We start from the raw sequence: 25937 nt of genomic DNA on the forward strand, positions 1-25937 counted from the left end.
CCTTTTGCAGTCCGTGACGGGGCGTCAGCCCACGTCGGTTTCCGAGAACGCGCCGGTATCCGGCTTGTCCTCGTTGAAGTCGTGTTCGAGCCCGTTGACGTTGAACACCGCCACGATCGTGCCCTCCTCGAGCGCGATGGGGGAATGGCGGTGGCCCTTGGGGATCATCGTGCCTTCGAACTGGCGCATGACGATCGGCTCGCGCCCTTCGATGTCGATCTGCAGGCCGCCCTTGAGGATCAGCCAGCCCTCATCGCCATTGGTGTGGCAATGCCAGGGGAAGCGGCCGGTCACTTCGGCGATGCGCAGATTGTAGGTGTCGTCGAGCCGGAAGACGTTGAAATTGGTACGGGGCGGATGGCCCTCGAGCGTCTTGATGACGTTGAAGTGCTTGAACGCGCCGAGCTGCTCGCTCATCGGTCTTTCTCCTAATCCGAAACGTAGTTTGCGCCGTGGGCGGGGCGGTCCCATTCGACGAGCGGACCGCGCAGGGCCTCCAGCTTGTCGCGATCGAGGGTAAAGCCGAGGCCGGGCTTGGTGGGGATGATGAGGCGGGAATCCTCGTATTGCAGGATCTCGGTCGTCACATCCTCGGTGTAAAGAAGCGGGCCCACCGGATCGCCGGCATAGTGCAGCTGCGGCACGACGGCGGCGAGATGGGCGTTGGCCGCGGTGCCGAGGCTCATTTCCTGGGTGGTGGAGATGAGGCATTTGAGGCCGGCCGCCTCGGCGAGGTCGAAGAGCTTCTTGGCCTGATAGATACCGCCCGACTGGATGGTGATGTTGAACACGTCCACCGCATTGGCGCGGATCATGCGCATGGCCTGCGCAAAGCTCGAGATGTGCTCGGAAATGTCGACGTCGATGCGCTTCCTGAGCTCGGCCATGCCCTCATAGTCCTCGGCGAGGACGGGGCTTTCGATCAGCTCGAACCCATATTGCTTGAACCGGTCGTAGATGCGCAGCGTGTCGCGCCAGTGGTGGTGGCCCTGGAAGTCGAGCGCCTTGAGCCGCACCTTGTCCCCGAAGCGGTCGCGGAAGGCGATGAGGAAGCGCTCGTCCTGCTCGAAATTGACCCCGACATAATAGCGGAAGCGCGTGACGCCCTCGGCGACGAGGTCGTCCATGTAGCCGAGATAGCGCTCGGTATCGCTTTCCTTCTTGGCCTGGAACACCGGATAGGTGATCTCGAAGCTGTCGCGCTGCTTGCCGCCGAGAAGGTTGTAGACCGGCGTGCCGAAGGCCTTGCCGACGATGTCGTAGAACGCCATCTCGACGCCCGCCGCGATCTGGGAGGCGGGGGTGAAGGGGGGATAGGTGTTGGCGTAGCGCATGTAGGAGGGCATGTAGGCGAGGAGCCGTTCGTGGAGTGCGGCGATCTCGAACGCATTCTGGCCGAGCGCCACCTTCTCGATGCCGACGCGCACGGCTTCAGGATCGGGCATGTACATGCGATAGCAATCGACGTCCGAGATCTCGCCCAGCCCGGTGATGCCGGCATCGGTTTCGAGTTCGAGCACCATGTGCGAGCTGATCGCCCCGGTGCGCCGGCGGGTGCGCACGGTATGCAGCGTCACCTTGGTGATCCTGATCGTGTCTCGGGCTGAAATGTCGGCGTGCAGCATGTCGTTTTCCATCAATTGATCTCGGGCTCGGGCAGCGGCGCACCGGCCGCGAGGAAGTCGAAGTCGCAGCCCTCATGGGCCTGGCTGACATGGCGGGCAAACATCGCGCCATAGCCGCGCGGGAAGCGGTCTTCGGGCCGCACCCACTCGGCGCGGCGCCGCGCCAGTTCCTCCTCAGGCACGTCGAGGTTGAGGGTGCGTGCAGCGACGTCGATCTCGATCATGTCGCCATTGCGCACCAGCGCCAGCGGGCCGCCGACATGGGCTTCGGGCGAGATGTGGAGGACGCAGGCGCCGTAGGAGGTGCCACTCATGCGCGCGTCCGACATGCGCAGCATGTCGCGCACGCCCTGGCGGACGAGCTTGCCGGGGATGGGGAGCATGCCCCATTCGGGCATGCCGGGACCGCCCTGAGGGCCGGCATTGCGGAGGATCAGCACGTGCTCGGTGGTGACCTCGAGATCCTCGCTGTCGATCACCGCCTTCATCGCCTTGTAGCTGTCGAAGACCAGCGCCGGCCCGCGATGCTTCAAAAAGCGCGGCTCGGCGGCGGATGGCTTCATCACCGCGCCTTCGGGGGCGAGATTGCCGCGCAGGATGGCGGTGCCGCCGCGCGGATAGACGGGGTTGGCGAGGGGACGGATGACCTCGTCATTATAGACATTGGCCGCCGCGATCCCCTCCCCGATCGGCCTGCCGCTGACGGTGAGGCAGGAGGGATCGAGAAGCTCGCCCAATTGCTTCATCAGCGCGGGAAGGCCGCCGGCATAATAGAAATCCTCCATCAGGAGCGTGCCCGAGGGACGGATGTTGGCCAGGACGGGAACCCGCTGGGAGATCTCGTCGAAGCGTTCCAGCGTCATGTCCAGGCCGGCGCGGCGCGCCATGGCGAGGATGTGGATGATGCCATTGGTCGACCCGCCCATGGCCTGATGGACGGAGATGGCATTGTCGAAGGCTTTGGGCGTCGCGATCGCGGCGGGCAGCAGGTCTTCCCACACCATTTCGACGATGCGACGGCCCGATTCAGACGCCATGCGCGGATGATTGCTGTCGGGCGCCGGGATCGAAGAGGCGCCCGGGAGCGTGAAGCCGAGGGCCTCGATCACCGACATCATGGTGGCCGCCGTACCCATGGTCATGCAGGTGCCGTGCGAACGGGCGATGCCCTGCTCCATCTCGCGCCAGTCAGCCTCCGAGATGTTGCCGGCGCGCTTCTCGTCCCAGTATTTCCAGGTGTCCGAGCCCGAGCCCAACACCTTGCCGCGCCAATTGCCGCGAAGCATGGGGCCGGCGGGCACGAAGATGGCCGGCACGGCCGCACTGATCGCGCCCATCATCAGCGCGGGGCCGGTCTTGTCGCAGCCGCCCATCAGCACGGCGCCATCGATCGGGTAGGAGCGGACGCCCTCCTCGACTTCCATCGCAAGGAAGTTACGATAGAGCATGGTGGTGGGCTTCTGGAAGGGCTCCGAAAGCGTCATCGCCGGCAATTCGAGCGGGAAGCCCCCCGCCTGCCAGATGCCGCGCTTCACCTCCTCGATCCGCACCTTGAAGTGGGCGTGGCAGGGATTGATGTCGGACCAGGTGTTGAAGATGCCGATGACCGGCTTGCCGGTGAAGTCGGCACGCTCATAGCCCATCTGCAGGAGCCGCGAGCGATGCCCGAACGAGCGCAGATCGTTCACGCCGAGCCAGCGATGGCTACGCAGATCTTCAGGACGTTTGGTCATCTTTCCTCCCCGGCGACGGCAATGGTCCTACCACAGCCATTTGCATCATACAATCCAGTCAGTCATTTACAAATTCATTATACAAATTTATGAGGAAGGCATGATGGAAATGAGGAGTGCCGCAATGTCCGCAGAGATCGCCAGCCGCCTGGGCCGGACCGTCGTCGCCGTGCCACCGGTCGCATGGACCGACCGTCTCGAGCTGGCCGAGGGGGAAAACCGCAAGCTGATCGCCCATATCGAGGCAGGCGGCGTCGGGGCCCTGCTCTATGGCGGCAATGCCAATCTCTATCATTTCGACCTCGGGCGGTTCGATGCGCTGATGGCGCTGCTGGCCGAGGCGCCGCGTGCAGCGACCGACGTCATCGTTTCGATCGGCCCGGATCTGGGCAAGCTGCTCGACGAGGCGGACAGGCTAAAGGATCACAGCTTTGCCGGCGTGATGGCGCTGCCGATGACGTTTCCGACCCATCCCGAAGGGATCGAAAAGGGGCTGAGGCTGGCGGCCGACCGGCTGGGCGGCCCGCTGATCCTCTACATCAAGCGCGAGCACTATCTCGCGCCCGACCGCGTCGCTTCGCTGGTGAAGGACGGCGCCGTCAACTTCGTCAAATACGCGGTCGAGCGTACCGATCCGCGTGGCGACGCCTATCTTTCCGACCTCTGCAGTGCGATCGGCCCCGACATCATCGCGAGCGGCATGGGCGAGACGCCGATCCATGTGCACCTGCCCGAATACCGGGTGCGCACCTATACGTCAGGCGGGGTCTGCATTGCCCCGCGCGCGGCCATGGCGCTGCTTGCCGCGCATCGGGCCGGCGATATGGCGCGTGCCACCGCGCTCGCCGCCCCGTTCCTTGCCTTCGAGAAGGTTCGGGCCGCGATCAACGGCTTTTCGGTGATGCACGACGCGGTGACGCTGTCGGGCATCGCGAACATGGGGCCGATCCTCCCGATGGCGGGCAATGTGCCGCAGGGCCGGCTTTCCGAGGTGCAGGGTGTAGTGGATGGCCTTGTCGCCCTCGACAAGACCTGCCAGAACCCGGGGTGATTGGTCCGACAATGGAGCGCCCGACGCGATGATTGAATTCGCCCCCCCAAATCCACCCCTCAAGGGGAGCGGCGGTGGGCGAACGCTGAGCGATACGGTCTATCAGCAGATCTATGAGCGGATTTCCGCCAATGAATGGCCCCGCGGCACGCGGCTGCCCACCGAAATCGAGATGGCCGACCAGTTCGGGGTGTCCCGTACGGTGATCCGCGAGGCGCTGTTGCGCCTCAGGATCGACGGCCTCATCGCCTCGCGGCAGGGCTCGGGCACGCATGTGATCGGCGCCCCGAGCCAGCGGGTGGTCGATTTCGCGGAGCCCGGGAGCGTCGCGGACCTGCAGCGCTGCTACGAGTTTCGCGTCGGGGTGGAAGGGGAAGCGGCTTACCTTGCCGCCTCGCGCCATACCCGCCCGCGGATCGGGGAGATCGAGCAGACGCTGGTCGCCATGCGGGCCTGCATCGACGAGAACCGGCTCGGGGCGGACGAAGACATCTCGTTCCACCTCGCGGTCGCGCGCGCGACCGAGAACGATTACTACCAGCGCACCATCGAGTCGGTGACGCGGGCCATCCGCGTCGGCATGTCGATCGCCGCGACCCTCTCGCACCGCCCTACCCCGCAGCGGCTCGGCATTGCTATCTCAGAGCATGAAGGCATTCTCGAAGCGATCCGGAATTCCGATCCCGAGGCAGCGCGGGCACGCATGCGGGCCCATATCGAAGGCGCGCGCAAGCGGGTCTTCGTCGGCCAGTAGCCTCAGAGCGGGGCAACCCGGAGCGTCACGCCCGGCTCTGGACGCACGGTCATCGACATGGTGGGCAGCGGAAGCGGGCCCTCGCCCATATCGAAGGCGAAGCGCGCAAGCAGCGTCGCCAGAATGATCTGCGCCTGCATCATCGCGAAATTGGCGCCGACGCAGACGCGCGGCCCTGCGCCGAAGGGCAGGTAGAGATAGCGGTCGCGGCCGGCCCTCGCCTCAGCTGAGAACCGATCGGGGTCGAAGGCGTTGGGGCGTTCCCAGTAGAGCTCGTGCCGATGGAGCGCATAGATCGGCAGGAAGAGCACGTCATTGGCGTGGATGTCCCGGCCCGCAAGTCTGTCGTCGGCCAGAACCTCGCGGGCGAGCATGCCGACGGGCGGGTAGAGCCGCATCGCCTCCTCGAGCACCTGGCTGATGAATGGCATATGCTCGAGATCGTCCGCACCTGCGGCCCGGTTGCCGAGGACGCCTCGTGCCTCCTCCCGTGCGCGAGACTGCAGTTCGGGGTGCTGGGCGAGCATCAGGAGCGACCAGGAGAGCGCCAGCGCCGTCGTCTCATGCCCGGCAACGATGAAGAACTGCATGTTGTGCAGCAGGTCCTCGGGGGTCATGGTGCGGCCCGTCTCCTTGTCCCGCGCCGAGAGCATATGGTCGAGCAGATCGTCCGCACCACCTTGCACCTGTCGGCGGCGCTCCTCGATGGCGCGGGCGACCATGTCGTGCATGGTGCGGACCGCCCCCGCCCCGAGCAGTTCGCCCGGACGTGGCACCCAGCCCGGAACGCGGAGAAAATCGAGGAGCGATGCCTTGCCCGCGGTTTCAAAATACCGAAGGATCGCCGCGCCATAGGTCTTGGCATCGAAATGCTCGCGGCCCGAGAGGGCGACCTCGCAGATGACGTCGAAGGTCGCCGAAAGCATCTCCTCGACCATTTCGGCCTGCCCGCCGGCCGCCATCAGGCGCGCGGTGGCGCGCTCGGCGGTCGCAGTCATCACCGGCGCCAGCGCCACCACGTTGCGCTGGGCGAAGACCGGGGCGACGGCGCGCCTCTGCCACCGCCATTCCGCGCCCTCGAGCGTAAAGAGACTATCGCCCACTGCGGGACGCAGCATGCGCAGCATCACCTCGGATTTGGGGTAATTCGCGACATTGTCCAGAAACACGCGACGCAGCGCCGCCGGTTCCTGCACCATGTGCCAGCGCGCCATGGCCATGCGGCCGGTGACGATGGGCTGCCGGTAAGCGATGGCCGGAATGATCTCGAGGACGTTGCGCCGGGCCGCCTTGATCGATTGTCCGATCGATAGCGGCTTGGTGTGCGGCGCAATCGTCGGGGGTAGCGGCTGACGCAGGGGCAGGTTCATCGGGCAGATCCTCGCAGTGTCGCCCCTAACCTAGAGGCTCGTTTGGGGAATGCGAGGGGATCGCCTCGAAATGATCGACCGGGGGCCCGAATGCGGCGCAACCAAGGCCATGGACAAGCCGTTGCCCAGGCTGTTACCAATTTGGGATGGCAAATTCGATGATGTCTCGCCTACGCGAACCGCTTCCGCTGAGCCTCTTGATCCTGGCCGCCATCGGCTGGCTCGCCTTTGTCATCATGTGGGCAAATTCGAACGCCCAGAGAGGCGACGCCGAAACCCGGCTCGCCGCCGCCGAGGCGCAGCGGGCAGAGCTCGCCTCGCAATTGCAGACACAGGGAGAAGCCTCCGCTTCGCTCGAAGGCCTGAGGGCGGAGATCGCTTCGGCCGAGGAAGCGCTTGCAAGCGTCACCGCCGAGCGCGATGCCGCGCAGGCCGAACTCGAGACCGCGACGACCGCGCTTGCAGAGCTCGAGGAGACCCTTGCAGCGCGCCAGGGCGAACTCGACACCGCGGCGAGCGAACTCGAGACCGCCCGGGCGAACCTCGGCGAGGCCAATGAGAGCCTTGCCGCTTCGCAGGATGAAGTGGCGCAGCGGGCTTCCGAGTTGAATGATGTCGGAGCGCGGCTCGAAGCCGCACGTGCCGACGAAGCCGCGGTCCGCCAGACCATCGCACAGCTGACCCAGGAAGCTTCGGCAAGCTCCGAGCAGGTCGCGTCGCTTGAGCAGCGCCTGCAGGAAGCACGGTCGGCCGAGGCCGCCGCGCAGGAGCAGATCGCCGAGGCGCGCCGTGTGGAGGCCGAACTTTCCGAAAGCCGCGTCGGGCTAGAGACCGCCGTTGCCGAACTGGAGGAGCGCAACACCACGCTGACCGAGGAAGTTCAGCGCTCCGAGACCCAGCGGGCCCAGTTGCAGCAGCAGATCACCGAACTTGCGGCGAACCTCGCCACGCGTGGCGAAGAGCTTGCCGGGCTCGAAGATCAGATCGCCGCAGCGCAGGCCCGCACCTCCAGCATCGCCGTCGCCACCGAAGCGGGTCTTGCACCCGGCCGCTATGTCGGACGGTCAGCCAGTGGCCGCATGATCAGCGCGAGCTTTGCAGCCGATGGCACCTTTACGATGAGCCAGGGTTTTGCGGCCGCCGCGGATGGGGACGTCACGGGCAGCTACACGCTCGAGGACGATACGCTGGTTCTCGATCAGGCCGAAGGCAGCCTCGGTACGGCGAGCTTCCCGATGAGCTGCGAGATCGAACCGAGCGAGGCCGGCTTCACGGTCGGCAGCGGCGGCGAGAACTGCATCCTTTCGGGGCTCGAGTTCTCCCGCCTCAACTGAGCGGCAGACACCTCAAACGCCAAAGGCCCCGCATGCGGGGCCTTTTTTGTGCGAGACCGGCGGTTCAGCGCTTCGGCAGCCAGCGTTTGGCGACGCGGCAGACCATGGTGTAGGCCGGATCGTAGACGTTTCCGACGTCGTATCGCACGACCTGTCCGAGCAGATGGCTCGCTGCAATCGGCGAGAGCCCGTAATCGCTCGTCAGCCACGCAAGCATCTCGCTCGTGGCGTGCTGGAGCGCCTGATCGAGCGGCCGGGCATTGCCGACGGTGAAGATATCCTCGGCAGTCTCGCCACGCGGCCAGCCGAGATGGCGGCCCTTCTCGACGGTCAGGCGAACCTCGACCTCGAAACTGGTCTCGACACCGGTGCCGACGATCTCTCCATCGCCCTGCACGGCATGGCAATCGCCAAGAAAGAAGAGCGCGCCCGGCGCTGCCACCGGAAACCAGACCGTGCAGCCGGGCCCGAACCCGCGATAATCCATATTGCCGCCATTGGCGGCGCTGGTCGCGGTGGAGAAGGCCTGCCCGAGTTCGGGCGCAACCCCGAAGCAGCCGATCATCGGGGCAAGCGGCAAGACGAGATTTTCAAGCCCGGGCAGGTTTTCCTTCAGCTTCACCGTGCCCGCATCCGGGTCGATTGCCCAGATCGCCTTGTCGGGCCTCGGCAGCTGGCGGACCGTCTCTGGATCGACGACGTTGGCGGCAAGCGACTGCCGCGTCCACCCGGTGTCCCGGTTCGGCCGCATGGCGAGGATCTCGACGCGGAGCGCATCGCCACGCTCGGCGCCCTCCACATGGATCGGGCCGTTCGTCGGGTTGGGGCTCGAAGCGCGCTGGACGCTTTCGCGATCGAATCCCGCAGCGTCGAGGGTCTCGGTGACCACGGTGTCCCCGCTCCGGATCCGCAGCGCGGGCGGCAGGGTGCCGAGGACGTTGTGATAGGCAGTGGGGGTGAAGCGATGCTCTGTCATGACGCCACTATTGCCGCGATTTGCCCGACGATCCAGCCCCAGTCCGCAATCGCCCGGGGTTAACCTGCGACAGGATGTGGCTCCCGGCCCGACCGCAAACCCTCGGCCGGCCGGGCATTTCCCGCCAGGCAGACGTGCAGATTGTCTCGTGATGAAACTGCCTCGGACCTCGCGGGTTGGGAAACGAGGCCCAAGGATCGGGTCCTTCCGAAAAAACAAGAACCACAATGGAGGACAACCATGAAACTGCACATTCTCATCGCGAGCGCGCTGATGCTTGGCACCGGCGTCGCCGCAGCCCAGGATGCGGGTCCGAACCAGCAGAACCAGGGCGCAGGCGGCGTAGAAGCCGGACATGCAGGGGTCATCGGCGCAGGCACGGCCTGCTCGGATTTCATGACGCTCGACCAGTCCGCCGCGACCGCCTATATCGAGGGCTACCAGGCCGGGTATGAAGAAGCCCTGACCCGGGCGCATGGGATTACGCCCGCCGAAAGCGCTGCAGCCGGCGGTGCTGCAGAAGCAGCCCAGGACTCGCCGAACGAAGCCGGCATGCCCGATGACGGGCCCATGGCGGAAGACGATGCCGCCCAGGCGCCCGTCGCGGCCGATGGCGCACCTGCGGCAGGTGCCGACGCTGCCGTGTCCCAGCCGAGCGACGGCCCGATGAGCCCCGACAATGCCGCACAGGCGCCCCTTGACGGATCGACGCCGGGCGCCGGCCAGAATGCGGGCGCGGAGGCCGGAGCAGACGCGGGCATGAATGCGGGCGGCGCGGGCGCAATGACCGGCGCGACGTTCTCGGGCGGGGCGCTGTCGCTCGAGTCCATCCTCGAGACCTGCCGGCAGTATCCCGACAATCTGCTGGTCGACGTCATCGCCCAGTCGCGCTCAGCCAGTGTCGACCAGGATGGGGCAGCAGCGCCTACGACACCCTGACCTCAGCGATAATCAGAAGCCGTCCCTCACGCAGGGACGGCTTTTTGCTGCAGCGCTTCGACTTCTGCACAATCGACAATGCGGTGGGTGTGGGTGAAGACCTCGAAGCCGTCCGCGCGCGCAACCCCGACAAGGGTGATGCCGGCCTCCTCAGCCGCACGGATGGCGAGCGCTGTTGGCGCCGAAACGGCAACCACGATCTCGGCCCCGATCCGCGCGGATTTCTGGATCATCTCGACCGAGCGCCTGCTCGTGAGCAACAATGCACCAGATGAGGGGACGCCTTCCCGAGCCAAAGCTCCGGCAAGTTTGTCGAGGGCGTTATGACGCCCCACATCTTCGCGGATAGTCGTAATCCCCCTGCCCCGTTGCCAGAACGCGGCCGCATGCACTGCGCGAGTCGCCGCATTGAGTGCCTGCAGGGGCCGCAGGCCTGCCATGGCCTCCACGATCTCATTGGGAGTGATCCACCCCCGCTCGGCAACCCTTGCGACGGGTCGCATGGCTTCAACGAGGCTCTCGATGCCGCAAAGCCCGCATCCGACCGGGCCCGCCATCCGGCGTCGCCGGCGTTGCAGGGCGTCGGCTCGCGCCTCGATCACCCAGAGCCGCGCTTCGATGCCAAGATCGAGCGGAACGATCTCGATACGTTCGATTTCTGCTGGATTTTCGATAAGCCCTTCAGTCAGAGCGAATCCGATTGCGAAATCCTCGAGATCGGCAGGCGTTGCCATCATTACCGCCTGGCTCGTGCCGTTGCAGGTGATCGCGACCGCGGTTTCTTCCGGCACGGTCCGCACGTCCTCCATCCAGGCCCCGCGCCATTTTCGCGACGGTCTCTGGGTTACCGGGTCATGCATGGGCCAAATCCCTGAGGAGGCGGACCGGTACGGATTTGGCCGCAGGAACCTTGCTCTTTTCGGCGTACTGCCAAAGGGGGACCAGCGCATTGCATTCGGGATAGTAGGCGCCGCAGCTGCCCTTCGGGATATCGTAGCGGGTCGCCCGAAAGCCGGACATGCGACGGATTACGCCGTCACCCACTGCCGTTTCCATCCCGAGCATCTCGCCATCGCGGATACCGAACCGCTCCATGTCCTCGCCATTGAGCAGAACCACCATGCGTGTCCCTTCGATGCCGCGGAAGCGGTCGCGATATCCATAGACCGTGGTGTTGAACTGGTCGTTGCTGCGCAGGGTGATGAGGCGAAGCACCGTGTCATCGTTCCCATTGTCGAAGCTCGCGCCCAGCGCCTTGGGGAGCTTGAAGTTGGCGCGGCCGGTATCGGTCTTCCACACCCGCTCGTCGGCGGGCACAGGCTTGCGGAAGCCACCCTTTTCAAACATGCGCGTATTGAAGTCGTGGAAGATGTCGGGATAGGTCCCGGCAATGGCCTCCCGGATCCGCGCATAATCCCCCACCCAATCCCGCCAGGGAACATTTGGGTTGTCTGGCAAGGTCGCCATGGCGATGCCCGCGACAATGGCGGGCTCAGAGCGCAGCATCTCGCTTGCAGGGGGATGGACGGGCTTTGACACGCGGATGCAGGAGGTACTGTCTTCGATCGTCACCACCTGCGGCCCGGTCGCCTGCTCGTCATGCTCGGTGCGCCCGAGACAAGGCAGGAGATAGGCGCGCTTGCCGTTGAAGAGATGGCTGCGGTTGAGCTTGGTCGCGATCTGGACGTTGAGGCGCATCCGCGGCCAGTTGGCTTCCATCAGTTCGCGCTCGGGTACGGCACGCAGGAAATTGCCCCCGAGCCCGAGAAAGGCCGAGACGCGCCCTTCGATGATGCCCCTGCACGCATCGACGGTACTCATCCCCTCCTCGCGAGGCGGCTCGAAGCCATATTGTTCGGCCAGCCGGTCGAGGGGCACGAGTTCGGGCTTCTCCGAAATGCCTACCGTGCGCTGGCCCTGCACGTTCGAATGTCCGCGAACCGGGCAGATGCCGGCGCCATCCTTGCCGACATTGCCCCGGAGGAGGAGGAGATTGACGAGCATCTGCACGGTATCGACGCCCAGTCTGTGCTGGGTGAGGCCCATGCCGTAGACGCCGATGACGCCGTTGGCCGAAGCGTAGATGCGTGCGGCCGCCTCGATCTCGTCGCGTGACAGGCCCGCCTCGCGCTCGAGGTCATTCCAGTCCAGCGCCTCGATGAAGTCGCGGAATGCAGAGAGGCCATGGGTGTGCTCGGCAAGGAAGTCATGGTCGAGCACGGGATCTTCGCCATCGGCGGTGGCGCGCAGATCGGCTTCGAAAAGCCATTTGCTCATGCCGGCGAGCACGGCGATGTCGCCGCCCGGGCGCACCTGGTGATAGGCGTCGCTGATCCGCGTCTCGCCACGGGTCGCCATCTGGACCGGATCCTGGGGATTGGTGAAGCGCTCGAGACCGCGCTCGCGCAGCGGGTTGAAGCTGACGATCGCGGCGCCGCGCTTCTTGGCTTCTTCGAGCTGGTGGAGCATGCGCGGACTGTTCGAGCCGACATTCTGCCCGAAGAAGAAGAGCGCGTCCGCCTTCTCGAAATGCTCGAGCGTCACCGTGCCGACCGCGACCCCGATGCTTTCAGGTAGGGCCACGGAGGTGGACTCATGGCACATGTTCGAGCTGTCGGGCAGGTTGTTGTTGCCGTAGAGGCGGGCGAACAGCTGATACATGTATGAGGTTTCGAGCGACGCGCGACCCGAGGTGTAAAAGACGACGCCTTTGGGATCCTGCTGACGGATCGCGGCGAGCTCGGCGCCGATTTCGGCAAAGGCTTCGTCCCAGCCCACGGCCTCGTAGCGGTCGGTTTCGTGGTTGAACCGCATGGGGTGGGTCAGACGACCGGCCTTCTCGAGCTCGTAATCGCTCCAGCCGCGCATCTCGCTCACCGTATGGCGCAGGAATGCCTCGGGCGGATTGCGCTCCGAGGTGAGCTCCCAGAATGTCGCCTTGGCGCCGTTCTCGCAGAATTCGGCAGGATGGGCGGGATCGGGCTTGGCCCAGGCGCAGCTGACACAGGCGAAGCCATCGGGTTTGTTCTGCTTGGCGAGAACCGGAGCCCCACGCACGAGCATGCCCTCATCCTTCATGTGGCGGGCGACGGAATGCATCGACCCCCATCCACCGGCTGGACCCTTGTAGGGTTCGATCTTGATCTTGCGGGACATGGGCGCTCCTCGAGACTGCTCGCGAGGGGCCAACGCCTCATGGGCCGGTGTGGATGCACCGGCCCATGAGCCTAATCGAGATCAGCTTGCGCGCGGGACCCGCCTGCCCGCGAGGCGCAGCACGAACGGCACGATCCAGATGGCAAAGAAGACGAAGGCGAGCGTCGCCGCGATCGGCCGATCGATAAAGGCGATAACGTTGCCGCCTGCCTTGATCATGGAATTGGTAAAGCTCTCCTCGACGATCTTGCCAAGGACGAGCCCCAGCACCATCGGCGCGATCGGAAAGCCGTTCTCTTCCATGATCCATCCGAGCAGGCCGAGCCCGAGGACGATCCAGAGATCGAAGACGGAATTGTTGACCGCATATGCCCCGACGATCGAAAACATCAGGATGATCGGCAGCAGCATGCGCTGGTTGATGCGCAGCACGTGCCGCGCCGCCTTGATCGCCAGCAGCCCCAGCGGGATGAGCAGGAGATTGGCGAGGATGAAGACGACGAAGATGGCCGAGACGATGTCGCCGCTCTGGGTGAAGACGGTCGGACCCGGATTCATGCCCTTGATCAGCAGCACGCCGATGACGATCGCCGTGATCGAATCGCCCGGGATGCCGAAGACGAGCGCGGGGACGTAGGCGCCGCCCAGAGACGCATTGTTGGAGGCGCTGGCGTCGACGACGCCTTCGATGTGGCCGGTGCCGAACTTCTCGGGGGTCTTGGAGAAGCGCTTGGAAACCGCATAGGAAATCCAGCCGGCGATATCGGCGCCCGCTCCGGGCAGGATGCCCAGAAAGGTGCCGATGGTGCTCCCGCGCAGCGCGTTCCAGCGGTACTGAGCGATCGCCGACAGCCCTTGGGGCAGGATGGCGCCCGTGACCTGCGCGGGAGGCGGAAGGTCTTCATGGATGGTGGCGGCCTTGCGGAAGAGTTCGGCAACCGCAAAGAGCCCGATCAGCGCGGCAATGAGGGACACGCCACCCATGAGGTCGACCGTGCCGAACGTGTAGCGCGGGAGGCCCGTGACCACGTCGAGCCCGACAACCGCGAGGAAGAGACCAAGAAAGAGCGCGGTCAGTCCCTTGATGGGATTGGACGAGCTGATCAGCGTCGCGGCCGAGAGGCCGATCAGCGCGAGCCAGAAATATTCGTAGCTGGAAAAGCGGAGTGCGACCTGCGCCAGCTGGGGGGCGAGCATGATGAGCACGAGCGTGCCGAAGATGCCGCCGATCGCCGAGGCGATCAGGTTGACGCTAAGGACGCGGGACAGCTGTCCCTTGCGCCCCAGCTGGTAGGCTTCCGACACATAGGCTGCAGAAGCCGGCGTGCCCGGGATGCGCAGGAGCGCGCCCGGTATGTCGCCGGCAAAGATCGCCATGGCCGAGCAGGTGACGATGGCGCCGATCGCCGGCACCGGATCCATGTAGAAGGTCAGCGGAACAAGGAGCGCGGCGGCCATGGTCGCCGTCAGCCCGGGCATCGAGCCCACGAAGAGCCCGAAGATCGCCGATGCGACGATGACCGTCAGGGTGAAGGGCTCGAAGACGGTCTGGATGGCCGTGATGAAGTTCATGGCAGCAGCGCCTCGATGAAGCCATAGGGCAGCGGCACGCGCATCAGGACGACGAAGACCAGATGCAGCAGGCCCGACAGGACGAAGGCGGTTCCAAGGCTCCAGAGCCAGTTGACGCGGAAGGCGACGAGGAGGCCGAGCGTGACGAGAAAGGCCGTGGCGAGGAACCCGAGCACCGGGCTCAAGAGGCCATAGGCGATGATGGCCGCGGGGACCGCGAGCACCGCAAGGATGTTGCCCGGGCGGCGCAGCCATTCCGGCAGTACGCCCAGCGGCATGGCCTCCTTCTTCAAGAGGCTCCCCAGCGCCAGCGCCAGCCCGCACCCGAGCAGCACCGTCCCGATCAGGCCCGGATAAAAGGCCGGGCTGACCGGAGACGCGCCGACGGACGGGAAGCCCTGCGCCTGTACGATGATGGCGAGCCCGAGGCCGGCAATTGCCAGCCCCGAACCCAGATCGCTGACCTTGAGCATGCGATCAGTCCCGCTGACGCAGGCCCAGCAGTCCCATGACCTCGCCATTCTGCTCGTGCTGCTCGGCCAGATAGGCACCGAAATCGTCGCCCGAGAGGTATGTGAGGCCAAAACCGCGTTCGCTCATGAAGCTCTGGAAATCTTCGGAGTTCCAGACGGTCTCCACCGCTGCGATCAGACGGTCGCGCGCCTCGTCCGGAATGCCGGCCGGGGCCACGATGCCGCGCCAGGTGCCCCCGGCGAAGGGGCGGCCGATGGCTTCTTCGACAGTCGGCACGTCGGGGAATGCCTCGAGGCGTTCCGAAGCGAGCACGGCAAGGGTCTTGACCTGACCGGCATCGATCATGGCCGTCGCTTCGGGCAGGGAGGACGGGACGATTTCGACGCCGCCTGCAGCCAGCTCCTGGAAGCCGGGTGCCGCGCCCTGGCTCGGCACGACCGTGATGGTGTTGGGGTCGATCCCCTCGGCGTTCAGCAGGCTCGAAAAGGCCAGGTGATAAGCCGCGCCGGGCGCCATGCCGGAGAGCTTATAGGTGCCTGCAGGCGCTTCGGCGATGGCATCGAGGGCGGAACGGAGGTCCTGCCATTCGCTGTTCGCTGCAACGTTGAACGCCGATGCGTCGAGGTTGACGAGCGCGATCGGGGTCACGTCATTTGCCGTGAACTGGGCCGTGCCGGACCAGTAATAGGTCGAGAGCTCGGCACTGGCGAGCCCGATCGTGTAGCCATCGGGACGAGCATTGACGATTTCGGTATGGCCGATGACGCCGGCGCCGCCGGTGCGATTGACGACGTTCACCGGCGTGCCGAGCTCGGCTTCGAGCTGTGCGGCAAGCGCGCGCGCCACCGCATCGGTGCCGCCGCCGGCGGCCCATGCGACGATCATGGTGATGGGACGCTCGGGGTATTGCGCGAGCGCCGGGCCCGAGACGCCGGCAAGGATTGCTGCGGTCAGAAGGGCAAGCTTGGTGAGTTTCATGAAATCTCCTCCGGTATCGATGATCAGAGCTTCAGGCGCTCTGTGAGGTCCGCCTCGGTGTAGCCGAGGACGTCGAGCATGGCGGCATGGGCCGCCTCAGGATCTTCCGCGTCGATCTCCCGGGCCACGCGTTCGTGCGCCGGAAGGTTGCCGGGAAAGATTTCCGGGTTCTGGATGCTGATCTGGAAGAAGGCGGACAGGATCGCCGTCAGCGCCGGTGAAAAGGCGTGCAGGATCGCATTGTGCGATGCTTCCAGGATCGAGGTGTGGAACTGGATGTCGGCGCGCACCGATGCGTCCGGATCGCCGACGGATTCGGCCATGGCCCGGAAAGCTGCGCGGATGTTGGCCTTGTCGGACATGGTGGCATTGATCGCGGCGAGCCGTGCCGCCTGGGGCTCGATGATCGCGCGGGCGACGAGAATGTCGCGCAGCAATCCCGGCTCGACGAGGCCGGGCCGGAGCATCCAGTGCAGCACGTCGTGATCAAAGAGGTTCCACTGGCTGCGCGGCAGGATCATGGTGCCGAGCCGGGGCCTGGCAGAAACCATGCCCTTGCTCGCCAGCACCTTGATTGCCTCGCGCAGGACGCTGCGGCCGACATCGAGGGTCTGGGCGAGATCGGCCTCGACCGGCAGCGGCCGGCCGGGCGCGAAATCTCCCGCAACGATGCGCTCGCCCAATATGGCGACCGCCGTCGCGATCTTGCCCTTGCCCAGATTGCGGGCGGCCGCAGGATTGTCCTGCGAAGGCGCCATCAGAACTTGCCGTATTGCAGATAGGCCTGCTGCGGATCCTCTCCGCGCAGGATTGCGGCACGCACCAGGTTTTCGGTGCTGATCGCCGCTTCGGCGCGGGAAATGATCTCTTCGGCACGGTCCTTGGGGATGACGACCGTGCCATCCTGATCGCCCAGGATGTAGTCGCCGGGGTTGATGACGACGTTGCCGATGGTGACCGGTTCGTCGAACGCCTCGGGGATCCAGCTCGCGACGATGTCGATGGGGGTCGTGTAGCGGCAGAAGACCGGGAAGCCGATCGCCTTGATGAAGCTCACGTCGCGCGTGCCGCCATCGACGAGATAGCCGAGCACGCCGCGGTGCTTCAGGGTTTCCGCCGAGAGCTCGCCCATCAGCGCGCGCACCGAATCCTGAGGCTGGCAGACGACCACGTGGCCCGAGGGGGCCTTGGAGAGGAAGCCGGTCCAGGCCAGCAGCGAGGCATGCGCATCCACGGTCTTGTCCGGGCGGCCGCGCATGGTGAAGACGGGTCCGGCGATCTTCACCTCGGGGTCGAGGGGACGGATGTCGGAGGGCAGCACGGCGGCAGCAAGCCCCATGTCGCGCATCACGTCATAGATGACCCCGGAGTAACAGTCCGCGAGACGCTCGGTAAGTGTAGCCATGATTCTCCCTCGGATCGGCTTGGCGCTGCCTTTTGGTGTTGCGGGGACCTTCTCACAGGGCTAGAGCTTTGACAAGGATTCATCTGATGAATCATTTTTGGGAGGACTGGGCTTGAGCAAAACCGGTGCAGCTGCAGAAATCGGCGGGGTCTATCCCATGCTCTATGCGTTCTGGGATGGGGACGGCCGGCTCGACCACAGGGCGATGGACCTGCAGGTCGGCCATGTGCTCGAGGCGGGCGCCGATGGCGTCGCCGTACTGGGTCTCGTCACCGAATCCCATCGCATGGATGCGCGCGAGCGGCTGGCGCTGACGCGCAGCGTGGGCCAGCGTCTTGGGGGAGAGTGCCCCTATTCGGTAACGATCACCGGGGAAACCGTCGACGAGCAACGCGCCTTTGCCGACGCGGCGCTCGAGGCCGGGGCGGACTGGCTGATCCTGCAACCGCCATTGAAGACCGTCCTGGGCGAGGCCGAACTCATCGCGTTCTTTGCTGCAATCGCAGAGGGTCTCGCCTGCCCGCTCGGGGTACAGAACAACCCGGAGCATCTGAAGAATGCCTTTTCCGCCGCCGGGCTCATCCGCCTCCACGAGGCGGTGCCGGCCATCACCATTGCCAAGGCGGAGGGGCCCGTCGTAACCGCCGAGCCGCTGATCGATGCCACCCGGGCGAGCCTGCGCAGTTTCGGCGGTCATGGCGGGATCGAGCATACGCGGCTCCTGCGCGCGGGCGCGCACGGGCTGATCCCCGCACCCGACTGCCTGCCGCTGCAGATCCGGATCGACCGGCTCTGGGCGGAAGGCACCGAAGAGGCGCGGGCGGAGGCCGAGGCGATCGAGACCGAATTGCTGCCGCTCATCGTTTTCATGAACCGCTCGATCGACGTGCTGCTCTGCTATGGCCGGCAATTCATGGCGAGACGCCTTGGTCTCGAGGACAGCTTCGACCGTTTCGGCACACTTCGTCCCACACCATTCGGTCTTGCCGAAATGGACCGGCTCTACGAGCGCCTGAGCGAGACCGAAGCGCGCTATCTGGGCTGAGGGGCCCAGGCGGAGAGGACTTCCGCCATGTCCAGAACCGCGAGTTGCTGGCCGAACCGGCTGCGATAGATGGCGAGCATCGCGTCATGCGTCTCGTCGGCGGAGCTGCAGACGCCGTCGGAGACGATGACGACGCGATAGCCCAGGTCGATCGCGCCCATGACGGTGGCCAGCACGCAGATCTCGGTTTCCCCGCCGGTCACGACCAGCGTGTGGACATGGTCTGCCTGCAATCGGCTGTGGAGCGCACCCGATAGCCAGGGAGAATAGACCTGCTTGTCGACAATTCGCGCGGGCGGGCTGAAAATGCTGAGCGCTGGAATGATATCGAGGAGGTCCGGCGGCAGCACCGCCTGCGTCATCATGGGCCAGCGGCTGTAATAGGCCTGCCAGGCGCCCGGAGCGCTTTCTGGCCGGTCGGCCGGGATGAAGCGCGAGAAGATCGTGCGGGCCGCCTGCTGTTCGACGAGCGCCGCGATGGCTGGGATGACACGCACCATCCAAGGCGCGTGCCAAGGCGTGGGTTCGGCAAACATGCGCTGCATATCCACGCAGATATGGGCGCAGCGATCGGGGTCTGAAAAAAGGCGGTCGGGATCCAAGGCGCACTCCTTGCTCACCGAATGCGCGCTGCCCTTCCGGGTTGCAGCGCCCTATCAAGGGTCAGCCGTCTCAGGCCGGCACGAGGCTGTAGGCGCCGACGAGCACCGTCATCGAGACAAAGAACAGGGCGGAGAGGGCGGCAGTCCGGATCATGGCGCGTGATCTCTTCATTGGTTGCGAGGGTCGGAGGCAGAACCCGTTGCAACCCGATCCGTTCCGCAGCAAATGCGTCCATCGCCGCGCGAAGCCAGCGGACGAAAGTCAAAGTGGGTGGGGAGAGAAGAAATGGTGCCCAGGGCCGGAATCGAACCAGCGACACGCGGATTTTCAATCCGCTGCTCTACCAACTGAGCTACCTGGGCGCTCGGGCGCGAAGCGAAGCCGCGCCGTAAGGCTCGCGGTTTATAGGGTGAAGGTTTTGAGGGCGCAAGGGGGCAAAGCGCAATTGCCGTGCGCAATTCACACTGCTCGCCAATAGGGGCCCCGAGAGCCATTGCACCGGCCCGCGCTATCGCCCAAGCTGGGGGTGAACAGCAAAGAACACTGGAGAACCGACGTGCTGGACGATCTCAAGGGCAAGCGCGCACTCATTACCGGATCCTCGACGGGCATAGGCGCCGCACTGGCGCGGGAATTCGCGCGGCTCGGCGTTGCGGTTGCCGTGCATGGCCACTCCAATGCGGATGCCGCGCAGCAGGTGGTCGACGACATCATCGCGGCGCGCGGCACGGCGATCAGGGTGCTCGGGGATGTGAGCAAGCCCGAAGACTGCGCACGGATCGTCGAGGAAGCGGCGCACGGGCTCGGCGGGCTCGACATTCTGATCAACAATGCCGGCGCGATGGTCGAGCGCGTGACCAATGCAGCCTTCTCGAACGATCTTTTCGACCAGGTCTACAACCTCAACGTGCGTTCGGTGCTGGCGGTGACCAAGGCCGCCCTCCCCTACCTCAAGGCGCAGGGCAAAGGCGCGATCGTCAATACCGGCTCGGTCGCGGGTCGCATGGGTGGCTATGGCGGCTCCACGGTCTACGCCTCGGCCAAGGCGGCGGTCCACTCGATCACGCGCAATGCGGCACGCGAATTCGCGCCGTTCAACGTTCGCGTCAACACCGTCGCGCCCGGGTTCATCGTCACGCCGTTCCATGATTCGACGCCCGAGGAAACGCGCAAGCAGATCGCCCAGCAGATCCCGATGGGGCGGCTCGGCACGCCTGAGGAATGCGTGGGTGCCTATGTATTTCTCTGCTCGGAAAGCATGAGCGGCTACATCACCGGCCAGATCATCGACGTCAATGGCGGTCAGCTGATGAGCTGATAAACGCGCGCGGAGGCCCGTCACGGGTCTCCGCACATCGGGAGGAGCGCGACATGCCCCGACCGGCGGGGTTGAGACTGCTGATCGTGGCCCTGCTGCTGGCCGCACCGACGGCGCCCACGCTGGCCGAACCCGAAGAGGACCGGCGGCGCTGCCACGCGCTCGAGGGCGACGAGATCTGCATCGGTGAGGCGGACTACACCCGGGACGTGTGCCGCGCGATCGAACGGCTCGCCATCCGCAACGGATTGCCCGAGGGGTTTTTTGCGCGCCTCATCTGGCAGGAGAGCCGATTCGACCCGACGGCCATCAGCCCGGTCGGGGCACAGGGCATCGCCCAGTTTATGCCGGGCACGGCCCGCCTCCGGGCTCTGGGCGATCCGTTCGACCCGGCAGAGGCCCTTGCGCGTTCAGCCGAGTACCTCGCCTTCCTCAACGACAAGTTCGGCAATCTGGGGCTGGCCGCCGCCGCCTATAATGGCGGCGAGGGGCGAATGTCGCGCTATGTCGCGCAAGGGGGCGGCCTGCCGCTCGAAACACGCGACTATGTCAGGATCATCACCGGGCGAAGCGTCGAGCACTGGCGTGCGGAGACCCCGGAGCCGGCCGACTATACGCTCGACCCCGAACGCCCGTTCGAGCCCGCCTGCATCGAGATGGCGCGGGCGGTGCCGATGCCCGAATTCGGGCCGACACCGGGGGAGTGGCAGCCCTGGGGGGTGCTCTTGGCCCAGCATTTCTCGCGCGAGCAGGCGAGCGGCGCCTTCGAGCGCGTTCGGGACAGACACCAGAGCGTCCTCGGGCAGGAAAAGCTCATGCTGATCACCGTGCGCAATCCGAGCTTCGGGACGCGGCAGCGCTTCTCGGCCATGGTGGGCCGCCAGACACGCGAGGAGGCGCAGGCGCTCTGCACCGCACTCACGCGCAGCGGTGGCACCTGTATCGTCCAGCGCAACGGGGAATAGCCGCGCTCAGTCGTCCATGTGCGGCCAGGTGGGGAAGCCACCGCCCAGCCAACGGTTCTGCGGCGCATCGGGATCGAGCGGGGCATCGCAGTATGGAAGACCGAGTTCGCGCGAGTTGTGGCGCGGCACCCAGCCCAGCGTCTCCCCGGGCGGGTTCGAGAACCAGGCGCCGTCATTGGCCGAAATGCCGAAGAGCGTTTTGCATCCAAGCTCGGGGACATCGAGCGCCCGCTCGATGAGGTCCGAGAGGTCGTCCTTGTTGCACCAGACCCGACACTCCCGCGTCGTCTTGGGCGAACCGGCCGCACAGATCCGGATCGAGAGCGACTGCACGCCGAATTTGTGGAAGTAGAGGCTCGCGAGGTTCTCCCCGAAGAGCTTCGAGACGCCGTAAAGCGAGTCCGGGCGCGGGTCGGCATCGAGGCCGAGCGGCTCGGCGCCCGCCGGGTACATGCCGATCACATGATAGGACGAGGCAAAGACCACGCGCCCGACGCCGGCTTTCCGGGCTGCGTCGAAGACGTTGTAGGTGCCCCTGATATTGGCGTTTAGGATCGTCTCCCAGCCCGCCTCCTTGGCCTCCCCGCCGAAATGGACGACTGCCGCGATATCGCGCGCCATCAGCGCATCGACGGCAGCGCGGTCCGAGAGATCGGCGAGCGTCATGTCCTCGCCGTCTGCGGGCCGACGGATGTCGGTGGCGACATAGTCGCGTCCGGCGCCGGCAAAACGGGCGCGCAGATGCGTGCCGAGCGTGCCGGCCGCGCCGGTGATAAGGATTGCCGCCATAGTCTCACCCGGCCATCTGCAGTCGGAGACGCGGATCGGGTCGCGGAACGGCGCTGATCAGGGTCCTGGTATATTCGTGAACCGGGTTCTCGCAGACCTGCACCACATCTCCCATCTCCACGATCTGCCCCCTCTTCATCACGGCGACGCGGTCGCAGAAATAGCGGATGACTGCAATGTCGTGGGAGATGAAAAGATAAGAGAGGCCATATTCGGCCTGAAGGTCCCGCATCAGGTCGAGGACCTGGTGGCGCAGGGACACATCGAGCGCGGAGGTCGGCTCATCTGCAATGATAAGGCGTGGCCGGACCGCGATCGCCCTTGCGATAGAAATGCGCTGGCGCTGCCCGCCCGAAAAGGCATGCGGATAGCGGTCCGAGATATCCGCCGGCAATCCGACGCGGGTGAGGAGATCGCGCACCCGGCCCTGCATCTGGCGTTCGGTCATGTCGGTATTGGTGCGCAGCGGCTCGGAGATGATCTGGTAGATGGTCATGCGCGGATTGAGCGAGGCGTGCGGATCCTGGAAGATCATCCGCACCTCCCCGTAGAGCGCCTTCATCTCGCGGCGGGAGAGGCTCGCGAGATCGACCACGCCCCCCTCACCCCGCCAGTAATCGACCTTGCCGCTCGTCGGCGTGTAGACGCGCAGCAGCGTGCGCCCCAGCGTCGTCTTGCCCGAGCCGGACTCGCCGACGACCCCCACGCTCTCGCCCTCGTTGATGGTGAGGCTGACGCCATTGATCGCCTTGAGATACGCGGTCGGGCGGCCCATGAAACCGGGATTGAGCGGGAAATGGAGTTCGAGATCGCTGATCCGCGCGATGGGCTTTTCGGCCTCGGGCCGGGGCGGGCGCGGTGCGGGACGCTCGAGTTTCAGGATCGAGCCCAGGAGCGCACGGGTATAGGCCTGCTGGGGCTTTTCAAAGAGCGAGAAGACGTCAGCCTCCTCGACCTTCTCGCCCTTGAACATCACCATCACCCGATCGGCGATCTGGGCGACCACACCCATGTCATGGGTGATGAACAGCACCGCCATGCCGCGGTCGCGCTGCAGTTCGCGGATGAGCGCCAGGATTTCGGCCTGCGTCGTCACGTCGAGCGCTGTCGTCGGCTCGTCCGCGATCAGGATTTCGGGATTGCACGAGAGCGCCATGGCGATCATCGCACGCTGCCGCATGCCGCCGGAAAACTCGAAGGAATACCGGTCGAGCGCTTCTTCGGGGTTGGGAATCCGTACCCGGTCGAGCAGGGCAGCGGCGCGGCGCCGGGCCTCCGCCTTGTCCACCTTTTCGTGCAGCAGGATGGTCTCGGTGATCTGGCGCCCGATGGTGTGGACCGGCGACAGCGAGCTCATCGGCTCCTGGAAGATCATTGCGATGCGCCGGCCGCGGATCTCGCGGATCGCCCGCCCGCGATTGCCCAGGGCGACGATGTCGGTCTCCCCGGCGCCGTCCTTGTCCTTGAGGAGGATGCGGCCATTGGTGATGCGTCCCGGCTCGGCGATCAGTTGCAGGATGGCCCGTGCGGTGACGGACTTGCCCGAACCCGACTCTCCGACGACGCAGAGCGTCTCGCCCCGGCCAATGGAAAAGCTCACATCCTTGACGGCGTGGACCAGCCCCTTGTGGACGGGGAATTCGACCGAGAGGTTCTCGACCCGGAGGACCGGCGCGCCGGGCTCACTTTGCATAGGGGTCTGCGGCATCGCGCACTCCATCGCCAAGGAAGTTGAGGGCCAGGACGGCGACCACGACGCAGATGCCCGGAATGAAGAGCCAGGGCGCTTGGGTGATGGCGCGCAGGTTCTGCGTATCCTGCAGCAGCACCCCCCAGCTGACGATGGGCGGCTGCAGCCCCAGCCCGAGGAAGCTGAGGGCGGTTTCGGCAAGGATCATGTTGGGGATGGCAAGCGTGATCGCCGCAATGATGTGGGAATAGAGCGAAGGCATCATGTGCTTCATGATGAGGCGATATTCGCTGACACCGTCGAGCCGGGCGGCAATGACGAAATCATCGCCCCGGAGGCTCAGGAAGCGCCCGCGGACCACCCGGGCGATCTCGGTCCAGCCGATCAGAGAGAGAATAACGAGGATGGCGAAATAGACCTGGAGCGGCGGCCACTCGCGCGGCATGGCAGCTGCAAGCCCGAGCCAGAGCGGGATGGTGGGGATCGAGCGGATGAACTCGATCACCCGCTGGATGGCCCGATCGGCGAAGCCGCCATAATAGCCCGATATGCCGCCCAGGATCATGCCGATGACGAGGGAGAGGCCGACGCCCACGAGGCCGATGGACATGGAAATGCGCGTGCCGTGTATGGTCCGGCTCAGCATGTCCCGACCCAGCCGGTCGGCGCCCATGAGGAAAAAGGGCTGGCTCGGATCGAGCGGGCCGATGAAGTGCAGGTCGGTCTCGAAGAGCCCCCACATCCGATAGCTCTGTCCGCGCACGAAAAGGCCGATCGGGATGGTGACGTCCGGATCGACGACGAACACCCGCCGGAAGCTCGCCTGGTCGAGCTCGATCGAATAGCCCTTCACATGGGGCTGGAAGCTGCCATCGACGAAGAGCCCGATGCTCTGGGGCGGCGCATAGGTGTAGCGCGGATCGAACCGGCCGGGATCGGTCGGGGCGAGGAACTCGGCGAACAGCGCCACGAAATAGATGAAGCCGACGACGACGAGCGAGAAGACGGCCAGCTTGTGGCGGCGGAATTTGTGCCAGATCAGCCCCCACTGGCTCGCGCCCTGGAGGCGGGAGGCGTCGACCTGCTGGTCGAGGAGCGCCGCGTCGGCTGCGGCCTGTACCGTGGGCTCGCTCATGACAGCCTGATCCTGGGGTCGGAGATGGCAAGGAGGATGTCCGAGATCAGCGTGCCGATGAGGACCAGGGCACCGCTGAGCAGGATGAAGGCGCCGGCAAGGAACATGTCCTGGCTCTTGAGCGCCTGCAGCAGCAAGGGACCGGCCGTGGGCAGGTTGAGCACGGTCGAGACGATCAGTTCACCCGAAATCAGCGCCGGCAGCACCCAGCCCACCGTCGAGATGAAGGGGTTGAGCGCGACGCGCGTCGGGTAGGTGAGGATGAGGCGCGTCTCGGGCATGCCCTTGGCGCGCGCCGCCTCGACATAGGGCTTATGGAGCTCGTCGAGGAGATTGGCGCGCATGACGCGGATCAGCGATGCGGTGCCGGCCGTCCCGAGGATCAGGATCGGGATCCAGGCATGGGTGATGAAGTCCCAGATCTTGGCCCAGGAGAGCGGCGCATTGACGAACTGGGGAGAGAAGAGCCCGCCGACCGATGCCCCGAACCACATGGTGGAGATGTACATGAGGACGATGGCGAGGAGGAAGTTCGGCGTCGCCATGCCGAGGAACCCGAAGATCGTCGCCACGTAATCGGTGACCGAGTACTGGCGGACGGCGGAGTAGATGCCGATGGGAAGGGACACGGCCCACATCGCGATGAGCGTCAGGAGCGATATCAGCGCCGTCATGCCCATGCGGTCCCAGACAAGTTCGGTGACGGGCTGGTTCCACTCGAAGCTGTCGCCGAAATCGCCGCGGGTGACGATGCCGCCGATCCATTTGAAGTATTGGGTGACCACGTCCTGGCCGAGCCCGTACCGGTCGCGCAGGGACTCAAGGCGTGCGGAATCGACGATGGTCCCGCTTTCGGCCAGCTGCGCGGCATAGGTGGAGACGAAGTCGCCAGGCGGCAGCTGGATGATGGTGTAGGCGAGGATCGAGATCGCGAACATGGCCGGGATCATTCCGGCGATCCGGCGCAGCACGAACAGGAACATCGGGGCCTCCCGCAACGAGGGGCCTTCCGGGCCGGAGCCCGG

General features: G+C 65.5%; 24 protein-coding genes and 1 tRNA gene. 7 read left to right on the plus strand and 18 right to left on the minus strand.

The annotated features are described in order from the left end of the window. Positions 1 to 24: 24 nt before the first annotated feature. Genes EMQ25_RS10455 through araD form a run of 3 tightly spaced genes read right to left on the minus strand, consistent with a single transcriptional unit; the run spans position 25 to position 3358 of the window. Entirely contained in the window at positions 25 to 417 is a 393-nt protein-coding gene (locus tag EMQ25_RS10455; RefSeq protein WP_127188518.1) for a cupin domain-containing protein, read from the minus strand. An 11-nt stretch (positions 418 to 428) separates the two neighbouring features. Next, a complete protein-coding gene (locus tag EMQ25_RS10460) occupies positions 429 to 1637 on the minus strand; it encodes a mandelate racemase/muconate lactonizing enzyme family protein (protein ID WP_127188519.1) in 1209 nt (402 codons plus the stop codon). Continuing rightward, positions 1637 to 3358 carry an L-arabinonate dehydratase gene (gene araD / locus EMQ25_RS10465; protein WP_127188520.1) on the minus strand — a complete coding sequence of 574 codons (1722 nt, stop codon included), beginning with the start codon at positions 3356 to 3358 and terminating at the stop codon, positions 1637 to 1639. Before araD ends, EMQ25_RS10460 begins: the two co-directional genes overlap by 1 nt. A gap of 124 nt (positions 3359 to 3482) precedes the next feature. On the opposite strand from araD, the gene EMQ25_RS10470 reads away from it, so the two are divergent. Both EMQ25_RS10470 and EMQ25_RS10475 read left to right on the plus strand, forming a co-directional pair. After that, a complete protein-coding gene (locus EMQ25_RS10470) occupies positions 3483 to 4409 on the plus strand; it encodes a dihydrodipicolinate synthase family protein (protein ID WP_127188521.1) in 927 nt (308 codons plus the stop codon). Positions 4410 to 4437: 28 nt separating this feature from the next. Further along, entirely contained in the window at positions 4438 to 5163 is a 726-nt protein-coding gene (locus EMQ25_RS10475; RefSeq protein WP_158626041.1) for a FadR/GntR family transcriptional regulator, read from the plus strand. Between the two features lie 2 nt (positions 5164 to 5165). On the opposite strand, the gene EMQ25_RS10480 is transcribed toward EMQ25_RS10475, so the two are convergent. After that, entirely contained in the window at positions 5166 to 6533 is a 1368-nt protein-coding gene (locus EMQ25_RS10480) for a cytochrome P450 (protein ID WP_192895655.1), read from the minus strand. A gap of 158 nt (positions 6534 to 6691) precedes the next feature. Between EMQ25_RS10480 and EMQ25_RS10485 the strand changes: the two genes are divergently transcribed. After that, on the plus strand, positions 6692 to 7867 hold the full coding sequence (locus tag EMQ25_RS10485; protein WP_127188523.1) for a coiled-coil domain-containing protein: 1176 nt from the start codon (positions 6692 to 6694) through the stop codon (positions 7865 to 7867). A gap of 64 nt (positions 7868 to 7931) precedes the next feature. On the opposite strand, the gene EMQ25_RS10490 is transcribed toward EMQ25_RS10485, so the two are convergent. Continuing rightward, positions 7932 to 8843, minus strand: a complete 912-nt coding sequence (locus EMQ25_RS10490) for an acetamidase/formamidase family protein (RefSeq protein WP_127188524.1) — start codon at positions 8841 to 8843, stop codon at positions 7932 to 7934. A gap of 240 nt (positions 8844 to 9083) precedes the next feature. Between EMQ25_RS10490 and EMQ25_RS10495 the strand changes: the two genes are divergently transcribed. Beyond that, positions 9084 to 9782 carry a hypothetical protein gene (locus EMQ25_RS10495; RefSeq protein WP_127188525.1) on the plus strand — a complete coding sequence of 233 codons (699 nt, stop codon included), beginning with the start codon at positions 9084 to 9086 and terminating at the stop codon, positions 9780 to 9782. Between the two features lie 26 nt (positions 9783 to 9808). On the opposite strand, the gene fdhD is transcribed toward EMQ25_RS10495, so the two are convergent. From fdhD to EMQ25_RS10530, 7 genes are all read right to left on the minus strand, one after another. Next, positions 9809 to 10642, minus strand: coding sequence for a formate dehydrogenase accessory sulfurtransferase FdhD (fdhD, locus tag EMQ25_RS10500; RefSeq protein WP_127188526.1), 834 nt, complete (start codon positions 10640 to 10642; stop codon positions 9809 to 9811). Continuing rightward, on the minus strand, positions 10635 to 12938 hold the full coding sequence (locus tag EMQ25_RS10505) for an FdhF/YdeP family oxidoreductase (RefSeq protein ID WP_127188527.1): 2304 nt from the start codon (positions 12936 to 12938) through the stop codon (positions 10635 to 10637). Before EMQ25_RS10505 ends, fdhD begins: the two co-directional genes overlap by 8 nt. Before the next feature lie 81 nt (positions 12939 to 13019). Beyond that, entirely contained in the window at positions 13020 to 14510 is a 1491-nt protein-coding gene (locus EMQ25_RS10510; RefSeq protein ID WP_127188528.1) for a tripartite tricarboxylate transporter permease, read from the minus strand. Continuing rightward, positions 14507 to 14983, minus strand: coding sequence for a tripartite tricarboxylate transporter TctB family protein (locus tag EMQ25_RS10515; RefSeq protein WP_158626042.1), 477 nt, complete (start codon positions 14981 to 14983; stop codon positions 14507 to 14509). The genes EMQ25_RS10510 and EMQ25_RS10515 overlap by 4 nt, the downstream gene beginning before the upstream one ends. A gap of 4 nt (positions 14984 to 14987) precedes the next feature. Beyond that, positions 14988 to 15962 (minus strand): tripartite tricarboxylate transporter substrate binding protein, encoded by a 975-nt coding sequence (locus tag EMQ25_RS10520; protein ID WP_127188530.1) that lies wholly within the window; start codon positions 15960 to 15962, stop codon positions 14988 to 14990. A gap of 23 nt (positions 15963 to 15985) precedes the next feature. Next, complete coding sequence (locus EMQ25_RS10525) at positions 15986 to 16720, minus strand: FadR/GntR family transcriptional regulator (RefSeq protein ID WP_127188531.1); 735 nt, start codon at positions 16718 to 16720, stop codon at positions 15986 to 15988. Next, positions 16720 to 17367 (minus strand): RraA family protein, encoded by a 648-nt coding sequence (locus EMQ25_RS10530; protein ID WP_127188532.1) that lies wholly within the window; start codon positions 17365 to 17367, stop codon positions 16720 to 16722. The genes EMQ25_RS10525 and EMQ25_RS10530 overlap by 1 nt, the downstream gene beginning before the upstream one ends. A gap of 112 nt (positions 17368 to 17479) precedes the next feature. On the opposite strand from EMQ25_RS10530, the gene EMQ25_RS10535 reads away from it, so the two are divergent. After that, complete coding sequence (locus EMQ25_RS10535) at positions 17480 to 18412, plus strand: dihydrodipicolinate synthase family protein (protein ID WP_127188533.1); 933 nt, start codon at positions 17480 to 17482, stop codon at positions 18410 to 18412. Here the strand turns inward: EMQ25_RS10535 and EMQ25_RS10540 are convergent. After that, a complete protein-coding gene (locus tag EMQ25_RS10540; protein ID WP_342210643.1) occupies positions 18400 to 19032 on the minus strand; it encodes a cysteine hydrolase family protein in 633 nt (210 codons plus the stop codon). The two genes, EMQ25_RS10535 and EMQ25_RS10540, sit on opposite strands and share 13 nt — an antisense overlap. Before the next feature lie 269 nt (positions 19033 to 19301). Then, positions 19302 to 19377, minus strand: a tRNA-Phe gene (locus tag EMQ25_RS10545). A gap of 194 nt (positions 19378 to 19571) precedes the next feature. On the opposite strand from EMQ25_RS10545, the gene EMQ25_RS10550 reads away from it, so the two are divergent. Beyond that, the gene (locus tag EMQ25_RS10550) at positions 19572 to 20333 is read left to right on the plus strand and encodes an SDR family NAD(P)-dependent oxidoreductase (RefSeq protein ID WP_127188534.1); all 762 of its coding nucleotides are present in this window, start codon (positions 19572 to 19574) and stop codon (positions 20331 to 20333) included. Between the two features lie 53 nt (positions 20334 to 20386). Next, complete coding sequence (locus EMQ25_RS10555) at positions 20387 to 21298, plus strand: lytic transglycosylase domain-containing protein (RefSeq protein ID WP_158626043.1); 912 nt, start codon at positions 20387 to 20389, stop codon at positions 21296 to 21298. A 6-nt stretch (positions 21299 to 21304) separates the two neighbouring features. Here the strand turns inward: EMQ25_RS10555 and EMQ25_RS10560 are convergent, their stop codons facing one another. The 4 genes from EMQ25_RS10560 to EMQ25_RS10575 are packed head-to-tail and all read right to left on the minus strand — an operon-like array spanning position 21305 to position 25895. Continuing rightward, positions 21305 to 22087: an NAD-dependent epimerase/dehydratase family protein gene (locus tag EMQ25_RS10560; RefSeq protein WP_127188536.1), complete on the minus strand. Its 783-nt coding sequence runs from the start codon at positions 22085 to 22087 to the stop codon at positions 21305 to 21307. Positions 22088 to 22091: 4 nt separating this feature from the next. After that, positions 22092 to 23795, minus strand: coding sequence for an ABC transporter ATP-binding protein (locus EMQ25_RS10565; RefSeq protein WP_127188537.1), 1704 nt, complete (start codon positions 23793 to 23795; stop codon positions 22092 to 22094). Then, a complete protein-coding gene (locus tag EMQ25_RS10570) occupies positions 23770 to 24912 on the minus strand; it encodes an ABC transporter permease (protein ID WP_127188538.1) in 1143 nt (380 codons plus the stop codon). Before EMQ25_RS10570 ends, EMQ25_RS10565 begins: the two co-directional genes overlap by 26 nt. Next, the gene (locus EMQ25_RS10575; protein WP_127188539.1) at positions 24909 to 25895 is read right to left on the minus strand and encodes an ABC transporter permease; all 987 of its coding nucleotides are present in this window, start codon (positions 25893 to 25895) and stop codon (positions 24909 to 24911) included. Before EMQ25_RS10575 ends, EMQ25_RS10570 begins: the two co-directional genes overlap by 4 nt. Positions 25896 to 25937 lie beyond the last annotated feature (42 nt).

The sequence above is a fragment of the Arsenicitalea aurantiaca genome (assembly GCF_003994485.1).
Taxonomy (GTDB): domain Bacteria; phylum Pseudomonadota; class Alphaproteobacteria; order Rhizobiales; family Devosiaceae; genus Arsenicitalea; species Arsenicitalea aurantiaca.